The 15,831-nt window shown below is 76.1% G+C and carries 14 protein-coding genes; 7 read left to right on the top strand and 7 right to left on the bottom strand.

Annotated elements, in window-relative coordinates:
• Positions 1-169 precede the first annotated feature (169 nt).
• Positions 170-1,489 (top strand): MFS transporter, encoded by a 1,320-nt coding sequence (locus JOE68_RS00970; protein ID WP_239562078.1) that lies wholly within the window; start codon positions 170-172, stop codon positions 1,487-1,489.
• 3 nt (positions 1,490-1,492) lie between these two features.
• The gene (locus JOE68_RS00965; RefSeq protein WP_204840449.1) at positions 1,493-1,861 is read left to right on the top strand and encodes an RNA-binding S4 domain-containing protein; all 369 of its coding nucleotides are present in this window, start codon (positions 1,493-1,495) and stop codon (positions 1,859-1,861) included.
• Between the two features lie 181 nt (positions 1,862-2,042).
• Here JOE68_RS00965 and JOE68_RS00960 read toward each other — a convergent pair whose 3' ends face one another.
• Both JOE68_RS00960 and aspT read right to left on the bottom strand, forming a co-directional pair.
• Positions 2,043-3,410: a SigE family RNA polymerase sigma factor gene (locus JOE68_RS00960; RefSeq protein WP_204840448.1), complete on the bottom strand. Its 1,368-nt coding sequence runs from the start codon at positions 3,408-3,410 to the stop codon at positions 2,043-2,045.
• Between the two features lie 107 nt (positions 3,411-3,517).
• On the bottom strand, positions 3,518-5,170 hold the full coding sequence (gene aspT / locus JOE68_RS00955) for an aspartate-alanine antiporter (RefSeq protein ID WP_204840447.1): 1,653 nt from the start codon (positions 5,168-5,170) through the stop codon (positions 3,518-3,520).
• A 196-nt stretch (positions 5,171-5,366) separates the two neighbouring features.
• Here aspT and JOE68_RS00950 point away from each other — a divergent pair, with 196 nt between their 5' ends.
• The 5 genes from JOE68_RS00950 (at position 5,367) to JOE68_RS00930 (ending at position 12,106) form a co-directional block, all read left to right on the top strand.
• Positions 5,367-7,067: an aspartate:alanine exchanger family transporter gene (locus JOE68_RS00950; protein WP_204840446.1), complete on the top strand. Its 1,701-nt coding sequence runs from the start codon at positions 5,367-5,369 to the stop codon at positions 7,065-7,067.
• A 66-nt stretch (positions 7,068-7,133) separates the two neighbouring features.
• The gene (locus JOE68_RS00945; RefSeq protein ID WP_204840445.1) at positions 7,134-8,774 is read left to right on the top strand and encodes a bifunctional aspartate transaminase/aspartate 4-decarboxylase; all 1,641 of its coding nucleotides are present in this window, start codon (positions 7,134-7,136) and stop codon (positions 8,772-8,774) included.
• Between the two features lie 253 nt (positions 8,775-9,027).
• A complete protein-coding gene (locus JOE68_RS00940; protein WP_204840444.1) occupies positions 9,028-10,659 on the top strand; it encodes a PP2C family protein-serine/threonine phosphatase in 1,632 nt (543 codons plus the stop codon).
• Complete coding sequence (locus JOE68_RS00935; protein ID WP_204840443.1) at positions 10,656-11,750, top strand: cobalamin B12-binding domain-containing protein; 1,095 nt, start codon at positions 10,656-10,658, stop codon at positions 11,748-11,750. Before JOE68_RS00940 ends, JOE68_RS00935 begins: the two co-directional genes overlap by 4 nt.
• Positions 11,747-12,106: an STAS domain-containing protein gene (locus tag JOE68_RS00930; RefSeq protein WP_204840442.1), complete on the top strand. Its 360-nt coding sequence runs from the start codon at positions 11,747-11,749 to the stop codon at positions 12,104-12,106. Before JOE68_RS00935 ends, JOE68_RS00930 begins: the two co-directional genes overlap by 4 nt.
• A gap of 128 nt (positions 12,107-12,234) precedes the next feature.
• On the opposite strand, the gene JOE68_RS30705 is transcribed toward JOE68_RS00930, so the two are convergent.
• The 5 genes from JOE68_RS30705 to JOE68_RS00905 form a co-directional block, all read right to left on the bottom strand.
• Positions 12,235-12,606, bottom strand: coding sequence for an STAS domain-containing protein (locus JOE68_RS30705; RefSeq protein WP_204840441.1), 372 nt, complete (start codon positions 12,604-12,606; stop codon positions 12,235-12,237).
• A gap of 95 nt (positions 12,607-12,701) precedes the next feature.
• Positions 12,702-13,193, bottom strand: coding sequence for a metallophosphoesterase family protein (locus JOE68_RS00920; RefSeq protein WP_204840440.1), 492 nt, complete (start codon positions 13,191-13,193; stop codon positions 12,702-12,704).
• A gap of 44 nt (positions 13,194-13,237) precedes the next feature.
• Complete coding sequence (locus JOE68_RS00915; RefSeq protein ID WP_204840439.1) at positions 13,238-14,239, bottom strand: DUF3558 family protein; 1,002 nt, start codon at positions 14,237-14,239, stop codon at positions 13,238-13,240.
• Positions 14,240-14,339: 100 nt separating this feature from the next.
• The gene (locus JOE68_RS00910) at positions 14,340-14,939 is read right to left on the bottom strand and encodes a phosphoribosylanthranilate isomerase (RefSeq protein ID WP_204840438.1); all 600 of its coding nucleotides are present in this window, start codon (positions 14,937-14,939) and stop codon (positions 14,340-14,342) included.
• 146 nt (positions 14,940-15,085) lie between these two features.
• Positions 15,086-15,820: a PaaX family transcriptional regulator C-terminal domain-containing protein gene (locus tag JOE68_RS00905; protein WP_307819409.1), complete on the bottom strand. Its 735-nt coding sequence runs from the start codon at positions 15,818-15,820 to the stop codon at positions 15,086-15,088.
• Positions 15,821-15,831: the final 11 nt, after the last annotated feature.

Below are 15,831 nucleotides of genomic sequence, written 5' to 3'. Positions count from 1 at the left end.
GCGGCCCTGCCTGACCAGCGGGTCTCATCGCGGCGCTGTAGTGCGGCCCACATCGTGTTGTTCGCATCAGTGCTATGTCAGGCGGCCCCGCGGCTCCTACGGTGTTGCGGGGATAGTCCGGTTGGTGGACCGTGCTGTCCGATTCGCGAACAATGCCGCAGGTGGCGGCATGAGTCCGACAAGGAGCCAGACCATGTGCGCCGCCTGCGGTGTCCCGACCCACGAGCCCGAGCCGGTCATGCCCGCGGGCGCCGCCCCGCCGCGCCGGTTCGCCGCGCTGCGCAACCGGCACTGCCGGCCCTACCTGTTCGGCACGGGCCTGGCGATGATGGCCGACAACATCGAGCACGTCATCACCTACTGGGTGCTGTGGGAGAAGTTCCAGTCGCCCGCGCTGTCCGGGTTCGCGGTGATCAGCCACTGGGCGCCGTTCCTGCTGCTGTCCATGTGGTTCGGCTCGCTGGCCGACCGCTACGACTGCCGGCGGGTCATCCAGGCCGCGCAGGTGCTGTTCATGGGCGTCTCCGTCGCGTGGGGCGTGCTGTTCCTCACCGACTCGCTGCAGATGTGGCAGGCGTGCGTGCTGCTGGTGCTGCACGGCATCGCGGGCGCGTTGTGGGGGCCGGGGGAGCAGTTGATGCTGCACGACTTCGTGGGCCCGGACGAACTGCCCAGCGCCGTGCGGCTCAACGCGACGTTCCGCAGCCTCGGCATCCTGTTCGGGCCGGTGGTCGGGTCGGCGCTGCTGCTGGGCCTCGGGCCGACGGCGGGCATCTTCGCCAACGTCGCGTTCTACCTGCCGCTGACGGTCTTCCTGTTCCGCACGAAGTTCACCGGCCACACCCGCGACCGCGACGTCAAACCGAGGGTGGGGGTGCTGGAGTCGCTGCGCGTGCTGCGCGAGGTCGGCTCCAACCGGACGCTGATCAGCATGGTCGTGCTGGCGGGGCTGGGGTCGTTCTTCGTCGGGGCGTCGATCCAGACCTCCATGCCGATCTTCGCCAACGACCTGGGCGCGGGCAGCGCGGGCGCGGCCTACGGGGTGCTGCTGTTCGCCAACGGCGCGGGCGGGGTGATCGGCGGCATCGTGCTGGAGACCACCCGGCGCATCCCGCCGACCGTGGCCGCGGCCGTCATCGCCACCGCCGTCTACGGCGTGACCAGCCTGGGGTTCGCCCTCACCGGGAGCTACCCGCTCGCGGTCGCGCTGCTGCTGGTCGGCGGCGTCGCGAACCTGGCGTCGATGTCGATCACGCAGACCGTCGTGCAGCTGCTGAGCCCGCCCGGCGACCGGGGGCGCATCCTCGGCGTCTACGGCATGTCCTCCGGCGGTCTGCGCACCGGCAGCGGGTTCACCGTGGGCCTGCTGGGCGCGGCGGTCGGCGTGCACCTGTCGCTCGCCCTCAGCTCCGCGGCGCTGTGCCTGGGCACCGCTGCCGCCGCCGTGCACGCGTTGCGCGGCCGGCGGCGCGCGGACGGCATGATGTGAGCCGTGGAGTCGACCCGAGTCGACCGCTGGCTGTGGGCGGTCCGGCTGACCAAGACCCGACCCGACGCGGCGGCGGCCTGCCGGGGCGGGCACGTGCGGGTCAACGACCACCCCGCCAAGGCCGCGACCACCGTGTCGCCGGGTGACGAGGTGCGCGCCCGGGTCGGCGGCGTGACGCGGGTCGTGGAGGTCGTGCGGGTGATCCAGAAGCGGGTGGGCGCGGCCGACGCGGCGACCTGCTTCATCGACCGCACCCCGGCCCCGCCGCCGGAGGCCGCCGCGCCGGTGGCCCGCCGGGAGCGCGGGGCGGGCCGCCCCACCAAGCGCGAGCGCCGCGTGCTCGACCGGTTCCGCACCGGCGACCAGCGGTAGCGCCGGGGCGGCGACACCGCCGGAGCACCGGCATCACCGGAGCGGCGGACACCACCGGGGCACCGGGGCAGCGGACGCTACCGGAGCGCCGCTGGAACACCACAGGACCACTGTCAGCACCGCCGCGCCGGAAGGCAGCCGCGGTCGGCAGCGGCCCGTGCGCCCCGGCCGTGGCGGGGGGTCACGGTCCGGTCAACGGGTCGGCCACCCACGTGCCGCGGTCCGCCGGGTCGGGCACGGGTGTGGTGGCGGCGGCCAGCGCGGCCAGGCCCGCCCGCCCGCCGAACGCGGTGGCGTCGCCGCGCCCCACCTCGACCCGGACGGCGAACCGGCCGCTCGGGTCCAGCACCGTGACCCGGCTGTCCGACGACGCGGCCGGCCGCCCGGCGATCCGCTCCTCCTCCGGCAGGTCCCGGCCGGGCAGCCCGTCGGTGCGCAGGGCCACGCTCAGCACCGGCGCCTCCGGCGAGTCCCCGGCGGTCAGCAGCACGGAGGCCAGCTCGACGTCCGGGCGCACCGGCACGCGCACGCCCGCCAGGCGCAGCGGCGGGACCGGCTCGCCCGGCGCGAGGGTGAACGGCGCGGTCACGGGCGTGGTGACGGAGGTGTCCAGGCCCTGCGCGACCCGGTGCGCCCGCTCGCGCAGGTCCGGGAAGCCCTCGACGCGGACCACCGCCCACGCCTGCGGCGACCACTCCCACACCAGTTCCGCGCCGCCCCGCCACCAGGCGGGCCGCCCGCCGACGTCCGGGGCGCGGTCGCCGGCCGGCTGCCAGCCCGCGCCGCCCTGGCCGGGCAGCCTGCCCGCCGCGTGGACCACCAGCGTGCCGCGCGGCCCGCCGGCCGGGTCGTGGGCGTGGCCCAGCGTCACCTTCTGCCGGTGGCGGCCGGTCTCGTGGCACAGCGGGGCGAACCCGCCGGCCGAGCCGACCCGCGCCACCTGCCGCAGCGGGTCGAACACCCCCGCCGCGAGCGGCGGGGGCTCGGCGGACAGGCCGCGCAGCGCGGCGGGGAGCACGACCACGGCGAGCAGCGCCACGGCGACGGCCGCGGCCACCCGGCGGCGGGCCCCGCGGTGGCGCCGGTCCCGGCCGCCCCGGGCGGCGCGGGCGATGTCGACGCCGCGGGCCGGGCCGGGCTCGACGGCGCGCAGCGGCTCCGGGAAGTCCGAACCGGTCATCACTCCGCCCTTCCCCAGCAGTCGTCGCAGGACCGCCGGTCCGCGCGCGGGCCGGGCCTTCACCGACCTCTCCGAGCGGCGCAGCGCGCGGGCGGCCTCCGTCACCGGCAGGTCGGCTGCGAACCGCAGCACCGGCACCGCCCGCGTGCGCGTCGGCGCCACCGCCGGCGGCGCCCAGCCGGTGACCGGGTCGGCCCGCACCTCGACCTCGGGACAAGACACGAACACGAAATACCGCCCCACGGCCTGGAACGCCAGCAGCACCGCGACGGCCGCGCGGGCCCGGTCGCGTCCGGAGTGGACCGCCGCGGCCGGCCACGCGTGCGGCGCCGGCAGCGGTTTCGCGGCGGGGACGGCGAGAGCGGTCATGCCGGCCCCCGGGTCGGTGGGTCGTCACCCCGCGGACACCGACGACACCCCCGACCGCCATGTGACCCGGAACACTTCGGGTCTCCGCCGGGGCGGGACCGCCGCCGTCAACCGCCGATCAACCCCACCACCACCGGTCCGGTCAGCGGCAGCAGGATGCTGGAGATCGCGTACGTGACCGTGTAGCCGATCAGCGGCACCGAGTTGCCCGCCACGCCGGTCACCGCGGAGATCGCCGGCGTGCTGCACTGCTGCCCGGCGATCGCGCCGACCAGGATCGGCGGCTCGATCTTCAGCAGCCTGCGCCCCGCGTACAGCGACAGCAGCGCGGGCACCAGCACCATGCCGATCCCCGCGAACGGCAGCAGCACCCCGTACCTGGCCAGCAGCGGACCGGCCTGCGGCGCGGCGGCCAGGCCGGTCGCCGCGATGAACGTCGCCAGGCCCAGGTCCTTGGTCAGCGCCGCCGCGGCCGGCGGGAAGCTGCCGATGGCCCGGTGGCGCGAGCGGAACCAGCCGAACACCAGGCCCGACACCAGGGCGCCGCCGCCGGTGCCCAGCGACAGCGGCACGGAACCCAGGTGCAGGGTCAGCCGGCCGATCAGCATCCCCAGCGTCACGCCCAGCCCCAGGTAGACGAAGTCGGTGGCGATCGTGCGCGGCACCGCGTAGCCGATGCCCTTCGCGGCCCGGTCGACGTCGTCCGGGCTGCCCACCAGGGTCAGCACGTCGCCCCGGCGCACCTGCGTGCCGTCGGCCAGCGGCAGCCGGTGGTCGGTGCGGGTCAGGGCGGTGGGGAACACGCCGCGCGTGCGCAGCTCCCGCAGCGGCCGGTCCGGGGTGGTGACCACGACCTCCCTGGTCTCCAGCGTGGTCCGCCCCAGCGACTCCGGGCGGGCGCGCTCGGGCCCGATCCGGGTGTCCGCGTCCAGCAGCGCAGCCCGCTCGCCGACCACCACGACCACGTCGCCCGCCGCCAGCACCAGGTCCGGGCCGACCGCGACCTCGGCGCCGTCGCGGCTGACCCGCTCGACGGTGACCCGCCCCGCGTCGCCCTCCAGCGCGGCCACCGTCCGCCCGGCCGCCTGCTCGACCTCGTAGGCGCGGCCCACCAGCCCCGGCAGGGCGGGCGAGGTGCCCGGCTCGTCGTCGCCACCGCCGAGGCGGCGCAGCAGCGCGCGGGAGGACTCCCGCAGGTCCACGCGCATCAGCGCGGGCGCCAGGCCGCTGGTGAACAGCACGATCGTGATCAGCCCGAACAGGTAGCAGACCGTGTAGGCGGTGGCCACGTTGCCCTGCAGCGCCGTGCTCACCTGGTCGGACAGGCCGAGCTTGCCGATGGCCTCGGTGGCGGTGCCCACCACCGCCGACTCCGTCGCCGCGCCCGCCAGGATGCCCGACGCGGTGCCCACGTCCAGGTCGAGCAGCGCGGCCAGCGCGAGCACCAGCACCACCACCGTCACGGCCTCGATGAACGACAGCACCCCGAGCTTGAGCCCCGACCGGTTGAGGTTGGCGAAGAACTGCGGGCCGCCGCTGAAGCCCAGCGCGAAGATGAACAACGCGAACGCGATGGTGCGCACCTGGTCTTCCAGCGACACGTCGAGCAGCCCCACGACCAGCGAGACGACCAGCGTGCCGCAGACCCCGCCCAGCTGGATCGGCCCCACCCGCAGCCTGCCCACCAGGTAGCCCAGCGCCAGGCACAGGAACAGGGCGATCTCCGGCGTCCCCTGCAGGAAGTGCCTCAACCACTCCACGCGCGCCTCCGCCCCACTCCCGGCCGCCCGGCCGGGCACACCGCGAACGTCCCGACCGGACTATGCCCCGGCCGCGCCCGGCACGCCGGGGGAGCGCACCGCCCCGTCACCCCGTCGGGCGACGTCCCGAGCGTGCCCCGCGGCGGCGACCTAGCCTGCCAGGGGCGGCCGGGAGCGGGCGCCCACGGAGGCGGAGATGAGCTTTCTCAGGGACGAGGTCTTCCGGCCCTACCCCGAGTTGCTGGTGTTCCTGACCGTCGCGCTGGGCTTCCTGCTCGGCCGGCTCCGCCGCCGCTCGATCGCGCTCGGCTCCGTCACCGGCTGCCTGCTGGCCGGCCTCGCGCTGGGGTGGCTGTTCGAGGTGCCGGTCAACGGCACGGTCAAGTCGCTGTTCTTCATCATGTTCCTGTTCGCCCTGGGCTACCGCGTCGGGCCGCAGTTCTTCCGCGGCCTGCGCCGGGACGGCCTGCCGCAGGTCCTGCTGGCGCTCGTGGTGTGCGTGTCGGGCCTGCTGGTGTGCTGGCTGTTCGCCGCCCTGCTGGGCTACGGGCCGGGGCTGAGCGCGGGCCTGCTCGGCGGCGCGCTCACCCAGTCGGCCGTGATCGGCGTGGCGGGCGGCGCCATCGCGAGCCTGCCCGGCCTGTCCGGCGACCAGGTCACCGAGCAGCAGAACCTGGTCGCCATCGGCTACGCGGTCACCTACCCGCTGGGCACCGTGCTGTGCGCGGTGCTGCTGGCCACCGCGCTGCCCCGGCTGGTGGGCCGCGACCTGGCCGCCGACAGCGCGGACCTGGCGCGCGAGCTGGACGCCGACTCCGACGACCCCGACCTGGGCCGGGGCTACTACGAGGTCGTGCTGCGGGCGTTCACCGTCGAGAACCCGGCGCTGGCGGGCACCACCGTCGAGGAGTTCGAGCGGCGGCAGGCGTCGCTGGGCCGCCGGATCTACCTCACCCGCGTCCGGCGCGGCGGGGCGCTGCTGCCCCAGGACCAGCGGATCGCGCTGGCCCCGGGCGACGTGGTCGCGGTCAGCGCGACCCGCGGCGACGTCGTCGCCTACGACCCCGAGCGCGAGATCGGGCCGGAGGCCGACGACGTGGAGCTGCTCGGCTACCGCACCGAGTCGCTGCACGTCGTCGTGGGCGCCGAGGCCCACCTCGGGCGCAGCGTCGCCGAGCTGCGGCGCGAGCCGTTCATGGTCGGCGTGTTCGCCACCGAGCTGCACCGGTCGGGCGCGAAGTTCCCGCTGCGGGCGTCCACCCGGCTCGAACGCGGCGACACGCTGCTGCTCACCGGGCCGCAGCGGCTGGTCGAACCGGCCGCCCGCGAGCTGGGCACCCCGGTGCCGACCAGCTTCGCCACCGACATGGTCTGGGTGGGGCTGGGCATCTTCCTCGGCGGCTGCCTGGGCATCCCGGCCCTGCACGCGGGCGGCGTGCCGATCAGCCTGTCCACCTCCGGCGGAGCGCTGATCATGGGCCTGGTGTTCGGCCGGCTGCGCGCCAAGCACCCGACGTTCGGCAACGTGCCCGGCGGCGCGCAGTGGTTCATGGACACGCTCGGGCTGTGCCTGTTCGTCGCGGTGGTCGGCATCAACGCCGGCCCCGGCTTCACCAGCGGGCTGGCCCAGGCCGGCTGGGGGCTGCTGCTGCTCGGCGCGGTCGCCACGGTGGCGCCCCTGCTGGTCGGCTTCGCCGTCGGGCACTGGCTGCTGCGCATGAAGCTGCCCGTCCTGCTGGGCGCGCTGGCCGGCGCGCAGACCACCACCGCCGCCATCGGCGCGGTCAACGAGGCGGCCAAGAACCAGGTGCCCACCATCGGCTACACGATCCCCTACGCCGTGGGCAACGTGCTGCTGACCATCTGGGGAGCCGTGATCGTCCTGCTCCACCACTGACAAGCCCCCGGGCGCCCCGCAGGGGACCCCGACGAGTCCGCCAGCCCGGCAGAAAGGCCGCCGATCATGCCCAAGCCGTCCTACACCAGGGCCCGGATGCGGGAGCTGGCCGGGCTCAGCCCGTTCGAGCTGAAGGGGGAGTTCATCCGCCTCGCCGAGCACCACCACGACGACGAGCAGCGGAGCAGGTCGGCGGTGCTGATGCTCAACGCGGGCCGGGGCAACCCGAACTGGATCGCGACCGGCCCCCGCGAAGCCTTCCACGCCCTGGGCTACTTCGCGCTGGCCGAGAGCCGCCGGGTGTGGACGGCCGACGACCTCGGCGGGATGCCCGCCCGGGAGGGCATCGCCGAGCGCTTCCGGGCCTTCGCCAAGGCGCACCCCGACCTGCCGGGCATCGACCTGCTGGACCGGTCGGTGCGGCTGGGCGTCGAGCGGTTCGGCTTCGACCCCGACGCGTGGGTGCACGAGCTGGCCGACGGCATGGCCGCCGACAACTACCCGGTGCCCGGCCGCATCCTCGCGCACACCGAACGGGTGGCGCGCGCCTACCTGCACCAGGAGCTGTTCGACGGGCGCCCCGCCGAGCCCGAGCTGAAGCTGTTCGCCACCGAGGGCGGCACCGCCGCCATGTGCTACCTCTTCGACTCCCTCGTCGCCAACGGCGTGCTGCGCAAGGGCGACCGCATCGCGCTGATGGTGCCGATCTTCACCCCCTACATCGAGATCCCGGCGCTGGACGAGTACCGGTTCGACGTGGAGCTGATCCACGCCGACTCGTTCGCGGAGGCCGGCGTGCGGGAGTGGCGGTACCCGGCCGAGCAGGTCGCCAAGCTGGCCGACCCGTCGATCAGGCTGGTCTGCCTGGTCAACCCGAGCAACCCGCCGTCGCTGGCGCTGTCGGACCGGGTGCGCGACCAGATCAAGGGCATCGTGGCGCGGGACAACCCCGACCTGCTCATCGTCACCGACGACGTCTACGGCACGTTCGTCGACGGCTTCCGCACCCTCGCGGCGGACCTCCCGCGCAACACGCTGCTGGTCTACTCGTACTCCAAGCACTACGGCGCGACCGGCTGGCGGCTGGGGCTGATCGGCCTGCACGACGGCAACGCGGTCGACGACCTGATCGCCCGCCTGCCCGAGGAGCACCGCGCCCGGCTGCGCGCCCGCTACGGCACCCTGTCGCTGGACCCGGACGCCATCCCGTTCATCGACCGCCTGGTGGCCGACTCGCGCCGGGTCGCCCTCAACCACACCGCCGGCCTCAGCCTGCCCCAGCAGGTGCAGCTGGCGCTGTTCTCGCTGTTCGCGATGCTGCCGGAGGGCGAGGCGTACAAGGCCCGCGTGCAGCGGATCGTCCGCACCCGCCTGGACCTGCTGGTCGAGGGCGCGGGCATGCGGATCGCCGAGGACCCGCAGCGGGCCTGCTACTACCTGGAGCTGGACCTGCTGGCCGAGGCCGAGCGCGTCCACGGCCCGGAGTTCGCCCGCCACCTGGAGGCGACCTACGAGCCGATCGACCCGCTGTTCCGGCTGGCCGAGCACGCGTCGGTGGTGCTGCTCAACGGCGGCGGCTTCGACGGGCCCGCGTGGTCGGTCCGCGTGTCGCTGGCCAACCTCGACGACCTGGACTACCTGAAGATCGGCCACCACCTGCGCACCGTGCTCGGCGAGTACCACGACGAGTGGAAAGCCGGCGCCTGATCCCGGACCGGGGTCGTCCGCACTGGTCACGGGCGCAGGCGGCGGCGCAGCAGGAGCGGGCGGGCGCGTCGCGGCGACCGGCGCGCCACGCCCACCGCGGCGCCGGGCTCGCTCCCGGTCGGGAAGTCTGGCAGGCTGACGGGGATCAACCGCGCCGGTCCCGTCGTGCTGTAGTACTGCGGCCGGGCGCGACCGCGAGCGAGCGCAGTGAGGTGGTGGGGCCCCGAGGGGTCCGTCGATGGAGACCAGCGGCATGGTCCGACAGCCCGGGGTCCGCCAGGACGCGGGCTGGGCAGGCGCGCCCTACCCCGTGGTGTCGGTCGACGCCGCGGGCGCCGTCCGCGGCCTCAACGCCGCCGCCCGGTCGCTGTTCCCCGCGGCCGAGGCCGGCGGGACGCTCGCCGACGCCTGCTCCGGCTGGCTGGCCGAGGCGCACGGCGGGCTCGCCGGCGGCGCCACCGGCCCGGTGAGCGGCCTGGTCGGCGACCGCAGCTTCGAGGCCCACCCGGTCGGCCACGACGACGGCGCGGTCACCTGGTGGCTGGTCGAGGACACCGACGCCCGGCTGGCGCGCGCCGCCCTGCGGCTGGAGCGCGAGCGCACGGCCGTGCTCAGCGAGGTCTCGTCCCGGCTGCTGACCTCGCTCAACCCCGAGCGGTGCATGCAGGTCACCGCGGAGCTGGCGGCGGGCCACCTGGCCGACGCCGCCTGGGTGATCGCCCCCGGCGGGCGCCGCGACCACCCGGTCACGCGGTGCGTGCGGGGCGCCGAGGCGGTGCACGAGCGGCTCGCGATCGACCCGGCCGAGGTCGCCGGGCTCGCCGAGGCGCTGCAGGGCTTCCCGCCGGTGCCGTCGCGGTGGATCGAGCCGTCCTCCGCCCCGTCCTGGCTGCTGCCCGACGGGTTCGGCGAGGTCGGGTCGATCGTGGTGACGCCGCTGCCCGGCCACGGCGTCCCGGCGGGCGCGCTGGTGCTGCTGCGCCGCACCGAGCAGCGGGCGTTCTCCGACGACGAGGAGGTGTTCGCGCGGCTGTTCGCCGCCCGCGCGGGCGCGGCCATGTCGGCGGCGCGGCTGTTCGCCCAGCAGGTGTCCATCACCGACACGCTCATGCGCGAGCTGCTGCCCCCGAAGCTGCACCAGGTCGACGGCGTCGAGTTCGCCGGCCGGTACCGCCCGTCGCTGGACAGCGAGCGGGTCGGCGGCGACTTCTACGACGTGCACCCCGCCGCCGAGCGCACCGCGACCGGCGCCGGTGAGTCGCTGGTGGTGCTGGGCGACGTGTGCGGCAAGGGGCTGGAGGCCGCGGTGCTGACCGGCAAGGTCCGCACCACCCTGCACGCGCTGCTGCCGATGGCCTCGGACCACCGGCGGATGCTCACCCTGCTCAACAACGCGCTGCTCAACACCCACGACACCCGGTTCGTCACGGTCGTGCTCGGCTCGGTGGCGCGCGTGGGCAACGAGGTGCGGCTGCGGCTGACCAGCGGCGGGCACCTGCCGCCGCTGGTGGTGCGCACCACCGGCGAGGTGCAGGAGGTGCCCGCCCACGGCACCCTCATCGGGGTGCTCCCCGAGATCGAGGCCGCCACCGCCGAGGTCGTCCTCGGCCCCGGCGACACCTGCCTGCTCTACACCGACGGCATCACCGAAGCCGTCGGCGGCCCGCTGGGCGGGGAGATGTTCGGCGAGGAGCGGCTGCACGCCACCCTGGCCGACTGCGCCGGGATGCCCGCCGACGCGGTCGCCGAGCACGTGCACATGGTGGCGGCCCAGTGGATCGGCGGCGGCAGCCACGACGACATCGCGCTGCTGGCGATCACCGCGCCGCGCGGCAGGCACCTGACCTCGGTCGGGGGTCACGGTCGGGGGCGGCACACCGCATGACCGCCGTGCCGAGGGCGGTCGACGCGCGGGACTGCGCCGGGTGGCTGTGGGACGCCGTGGTGGCCGGCGACGAGCACCGGGCCACCGAGGTGGTGCTGGCCGCGGTGGCCGACGGGCTCGACACCGAGGCGGTGCTGCTCGACGTGATCGGCGCGGTGCAGCGCCGGGTCGGCGCGGAGTGGGCGGCCAACCGCCTGACCGTCGCCCAGGAGCACGCCGCCACCGCCATCAACGACCGCGTGATCGCGGCGCTCACCGCCTCCTCGACGGCGCCCGGCCCGCGCCGCGGCCGGATCACGGTGGCCTGCGTCGACGGCGAGTGGCACGCGCTGCCCGCCCGGCTGCTCGCCGAGGTGCTCAAGCTGCGCGGCTTCCACGTCGACTACCTCGGCGCGCAGGTGCCCGTGCCGCACCTCATCACCCACCTGCACAGCACGGGGCCGGACGCGGTCGCGCTGTCCGGCTCGCTGGCGACCCGGCTGCCGACCGCGCACGCCACGATCACCGCCTGCCAGGCGACCGGGGTGCCGGTGCTGGTGGGCGGCGGCGCGTTCGGCGCGGACGGCCGCTACGCGCGGCTGCTCGGCGCGGACTTCTGGGCGCCCGACGCGCGCACGGCGGGCGACCGGCTCGCCGGCGGCCCGCTGCCCCGCCCGCGCGGCGGCCACCAGCCGATCGACGACCTGCCGCACCTCAACGACCAGGAGTACACCATGGTCTCGCGGACCAGGGGGCAGCTGGTCAAGGCCGCCTACACCGGCCTGGAGGCGCGGTTCCCGGTCATGGGGCGCTACACCGAGCAGCAGCGCGAGCACACCGCCGAGGACCTCGCCCACATCGTCGACTTCCTCGCCGCCGCCCTCTACACCGACGACGACGAGCTGTTCACCGGCTTCCTGCGCTGGACCTCCGGCGTCCTGGACGCCCGCGGCGTGCCGTCCCGCTTCCTGCCGCCCGCGCTGACCCTGCTCGGCGCCGAACTCCGCGACTTCCCCCGGGCCACCCGCATCCTGCGCCGCGCCCACGACCAGTCGACCCGCGCGCCCGGCCCGGCCGAGCGCCCCGAGCACGAGCCAGGACCCGCCGCATGACATCCCCGCAGCCCCTGACCTGCACCTGCGCCATCGTCGACGCCCACACCGCCCGCATCGTGGTGTCCGGCGACATCGTCTTCGACAGCGGTGACGAGCTCCTGCGCGCCGTCACCGAGCTGCTGGAGGACCACCCGGTGCGGCGGCTGCGCCTGGACTGCGGCGAGGTCACCTTCTGCGACTCCTACGGCCTGGGCACGCTGCTCGCGGTGCACCGGCGGGTCGCCGCGGCGGGCGGGGAGCTGCACCTGGAGAACCGCCCGCCGACGCTGGAGCGGCTGATGCGGCGCACCAACACCTACCAGCACCTCGCGCCCTCCGCCGAGCCCGAGCGGGAGCACCGGGTCGACAGCTGAGCGCGCCGCGCCGGCCTCGCCCGGCGCCGCCGCGCCACCACCGGACCCCGGGCGGTCCTCCGCCCCGCCCGGCGCGCACCACCGGACCCCGCGCGGCCCCGTCCCCCGGGCCCGCCCGGCGCGGCCCCTCACACCGAGGGGTCCTGCGCGGCCAGCGCGTCGCCCGTGGTCGCGTAGGAGCCCAGCACCCCGCACAGCCCGGCCAGCTGGATGCGGCGGCTGAGCTGCGACGGCACCGCCACGAACGCCAGCCCGGCGCCCAGCTCCCGCGCCCGCCGCCGCACCGAGAGCATCGCGCTGAGCCCCGAGGAGTCGCAGAACGTCACCCCGGACAGGTCGAGCACCAGCACCCGCGCGTCCGGGGTCAGCAGCGCCACCGCCAGCTCCGCGATCCGCCCGGCGCTGGCCTGGTCCAGCACGCCGAAGACGTCGGCGATCACCCGCCCCGCGTCGGCGGTGCGCAGGACCACGTCGTCCCCGGAGTCGACCCGGACATCCACGCAACCGCTCCTCCCGCCGCGTCGGCGGCCTGTCGGCAGTACCGCGGAGTGTAGTGGTCCGGGCGCGCGCCACGATCGGGCCGGGAGGTCCGCGCTCAGGTCACCGGCACGATCCGCGCCTCGACCAGCCGCCCGGCCCGGATGTCCAGCAGCCCGACGGTGCCGTGCGGCTGGCGGCGGCGGTCGGTCGGCGAGCCCGGGTTGAAGATCCGCACGCCGTCGCCGGTCTCGTCCAGCGGGATGTGCGAGTGGCCGAACACCACCAGGTCGGCGGTGGGGAAGCGGCGGCGCATCCGGGCGGTGCGGCCCTTCGCCGGGCCGCTGTCGTGGATCATCGCGACCCGCAGGCCGGCCAGGTCGACCTCCACGGTCTCGGGCGCGCCCCAGGCGGTGACCTCCGGGCCGTCGTTGTTCCCGGCGACCGCCACCACGGGGGCGTACCGCCGCAGCTCGTCGAGCACCGACGGCACGCACACGTCGCCCGCGTGCAGGACGAGGTCCGCGCCCCGCAGGTGCTCGGCGACCGCCGGCGGGCAGCCCTTCCAGCGGCGGGGCGCGTGGGTGTCGGAGAGGACGACGACCTTCATGCGCCCGTGGTACCCCGCGGGCGGACCAGGGATGCGCGGCCCGCTCACCGCGGCAGCCGCGGCCACACCTCCGCCGCGACCGCCTTGGCCGCCGTGCACGCCTGGTCGATCTGGTCGCCCTGCGGCAGGGTCACCACCACGACCGCCAGCTCGCGCAACCCCTCGCCGCCGTCGAACGCGATGTGCGCGGTCTCGGCCGCGCACAGCGCCGCCGACGCCGTGCTGGACCTGCTGACCGCCGTCCTGCGCCCGGAGACCTCTTCGATCGCGGTGTGCCGGCCGTCCGCCGCGGTCGGGACGCCCACCGTGTAGGTGACGCGCAGCCTGGGCGGGTCCGCGCCGCCGTCCCTGCTCCACCGGCACTGGTGACCCGCCGGGTACCGCTCGATCTCCGCTTTCTCCAGGCCGGGCACCTTGGCGACGGTCACGCCGACCACGGCGGCGCACGCGTCGAGCCGGCCGAGCGAGTCGACCGGGAGCGTCCGGTGCTCGACCTCCTCCCCCTTCGCGAGGCGGTCGGCGACGGCGCGGGCGGCGTGGTCGGCGACGCCGCACATCTCGGCGGGCGTCGCCCTGCCGTCGGTGTAGTTGTCCACCGAGGCGCTCAGGGCCACCAGCCCGGTGAACACCACGTGGTGGGTGCACCAGGTCGCGCCCCCCGTCTCGGCGGCGATCCGCAGGTCGCCGTACTCCCGGTAGTCCGCCACCAGCTCGTCCTCGGAGTCGAGCCGGGTGAGCATCCCCACGGAGAGCTCCAGCTTCGCGCCCCCGGGCGTGGTGAGGGTGAGCGCGCAGTAGTCCAGCGAGCGCGGCGTGTCCAGCGCCGCCGTGCCGACCGGGGCCAGGTCGGCCGGGTCGATCAGCCCGCACGGGTCGAGCGAGGCCAGGTCGCCGAGCAGGTTCTCCGCGGTGGGCTCGGCGGTCGGGGAGGGCTGGAAGGTCGGGTCCGGCACCGGGACCGGCGCCCCGGCCACCTGCGTGGTGCACCCGCCCAGCACGGCGACGACCCCCACGGCCAAGGGGATCCAGCGACGTGACCTGATCATGGGGGGAGCCTAGGGGAACGCGGTGCGCTCCAGGCGGGGCTCGGTGCGGTCGGACCGCAGCGCCGGAAGGTTCCGCGGCCCGGCGGGCGCCGCGCCCGGGTCAGGCGCTGCGCGCCGCGGCGACGAACTCGCGCATCAGCCCGTGGTCCTTGACCCCGCGGCTGCTCTCGATGCCGCTGGACACGTCGACGCCCCACGGGCGGGCGCGGGTGACGGCCTCGGCGACGTCGGCCACGCCCAGGCCGCCCGCCAGCAGCCACCGGCCCTCCGGCCGCGCGCCGTCGAGCGCCGCCAGGTCCCACCGCCGGCCCGAACCGGCCACCGGGGAGTCCAGCAGCAGCATCGCCTCGCCGTGCGCGCCGACCCGCACGTCGGTGCCCGGCTCCAGCGGGACGGCCCGGACCAGGGTCACGCCCGAGGCCGCGACCTCGGTGAACGCCGAGCGCGGGTAGTCGCCGTGCAGCTGGACCGCGGCGACGCCGGCCTCGGTGGCCAGGCGGCGCACCTCCGGCGCCGGGACACCGCTGAACACCCCGATCGAGAGCACGTGGCCGGGCACCTCCCGCACGAGCCGGCGCGCGGTGCCCGGGTCGACCTGCCGGGCGCTGGGGCTGAAGACGAAACCGACCGCGTCGGCCCCGGCCTCGACGGCGGCGGCCACGTCGGCGGTGGTGCGCAACCCGCACAGCTTGACGTACACGGCGGTGACAGTAGCGCCCGCCGGCTCGTCCGCCCGCGCGCGGGCGGGTGGCCGACGGTCCCCAGGTGCAGCACCCGGTCGACGGCTCGTCCGCCCGCGCGCGGGCGGGTGGTCCCGGCGCCCCGCACCGCTCGCGCGGGGCGCGGTCAGCCCCGCCGGGCGGCGTGGGTGAGGGCGGTGAACTCCGCCCGGTACCGGTGGTAGGCGGCGCGCAGCTCGCCGGCGGGCCAGGAGCGGGGCAGCAGCGCGTCGGGCAGGATCGGGTCGGCGAGCAGGTGCCGGACGACGGCCGCCGCGACGGTGAACCGGTCGGCCGGCCGGTCGGCGGTGTCGAACAGCCGCACCAGCGCCGCGGCGCGCGCGGACCAGCCGTCGAGGTCCCACAGGTCGCGGGCCAGCCCGCCCGGGTCGGCCTCCGGGACGGCCCGGAAGCGCCGCGCCACGTCGGCGAGGTCGGCCGGCCACGCGGGCGGCAGGTTCGCGGGCCGCAGCCACACGCCCTCGCGCAGCTCGCCCAGGCGCAGCGCGGTCAGCCGGGTCCGCAGCGCCGCGCGGTCCGCCGGGCTGCGCCCGGTCGCCGTCACGGCGACGACCTCCCACGAGCCGTCCCAGTCCAGGGCGGCGGCCTCGACCGCCTCGTCCTGCCGCCGCTGCCGCCGCACGAGCCGGTCGCAGAGGCGGTAGGTCGACCCGGTCCGCTCCAGGTCGCCCGCCGCGACCATCCGGGTCAGGGCGACGCGCAGCGTGGCGTCGCTGATGGCGAACAGGGTGGCGGCGCGGACCAGGTCGCGCACCGGCAGCTCCGGCGGGTGCGTGCCGAGCAGCACGCTGAGCACGACCGAGCGCGCGGTCAGCGGGCGCAGCGCGATCTGCGGCGTCACACCAGTCCCCT

Source organism: Saccharothrix algeriensis, assembly GCF_016907655.1.
Taxonomy (GTDB): Bacteria; Actinomycetota; Actinomycetes; order Mycobacteriales; family Pseudonocardiaceae; genus Actinosynnema; species Actinosynnema algeriense.
Note: the sequence above shows the minus strand (reverse complement) of the source record. Positions and strands in the feature narration are given on the sequence as shown.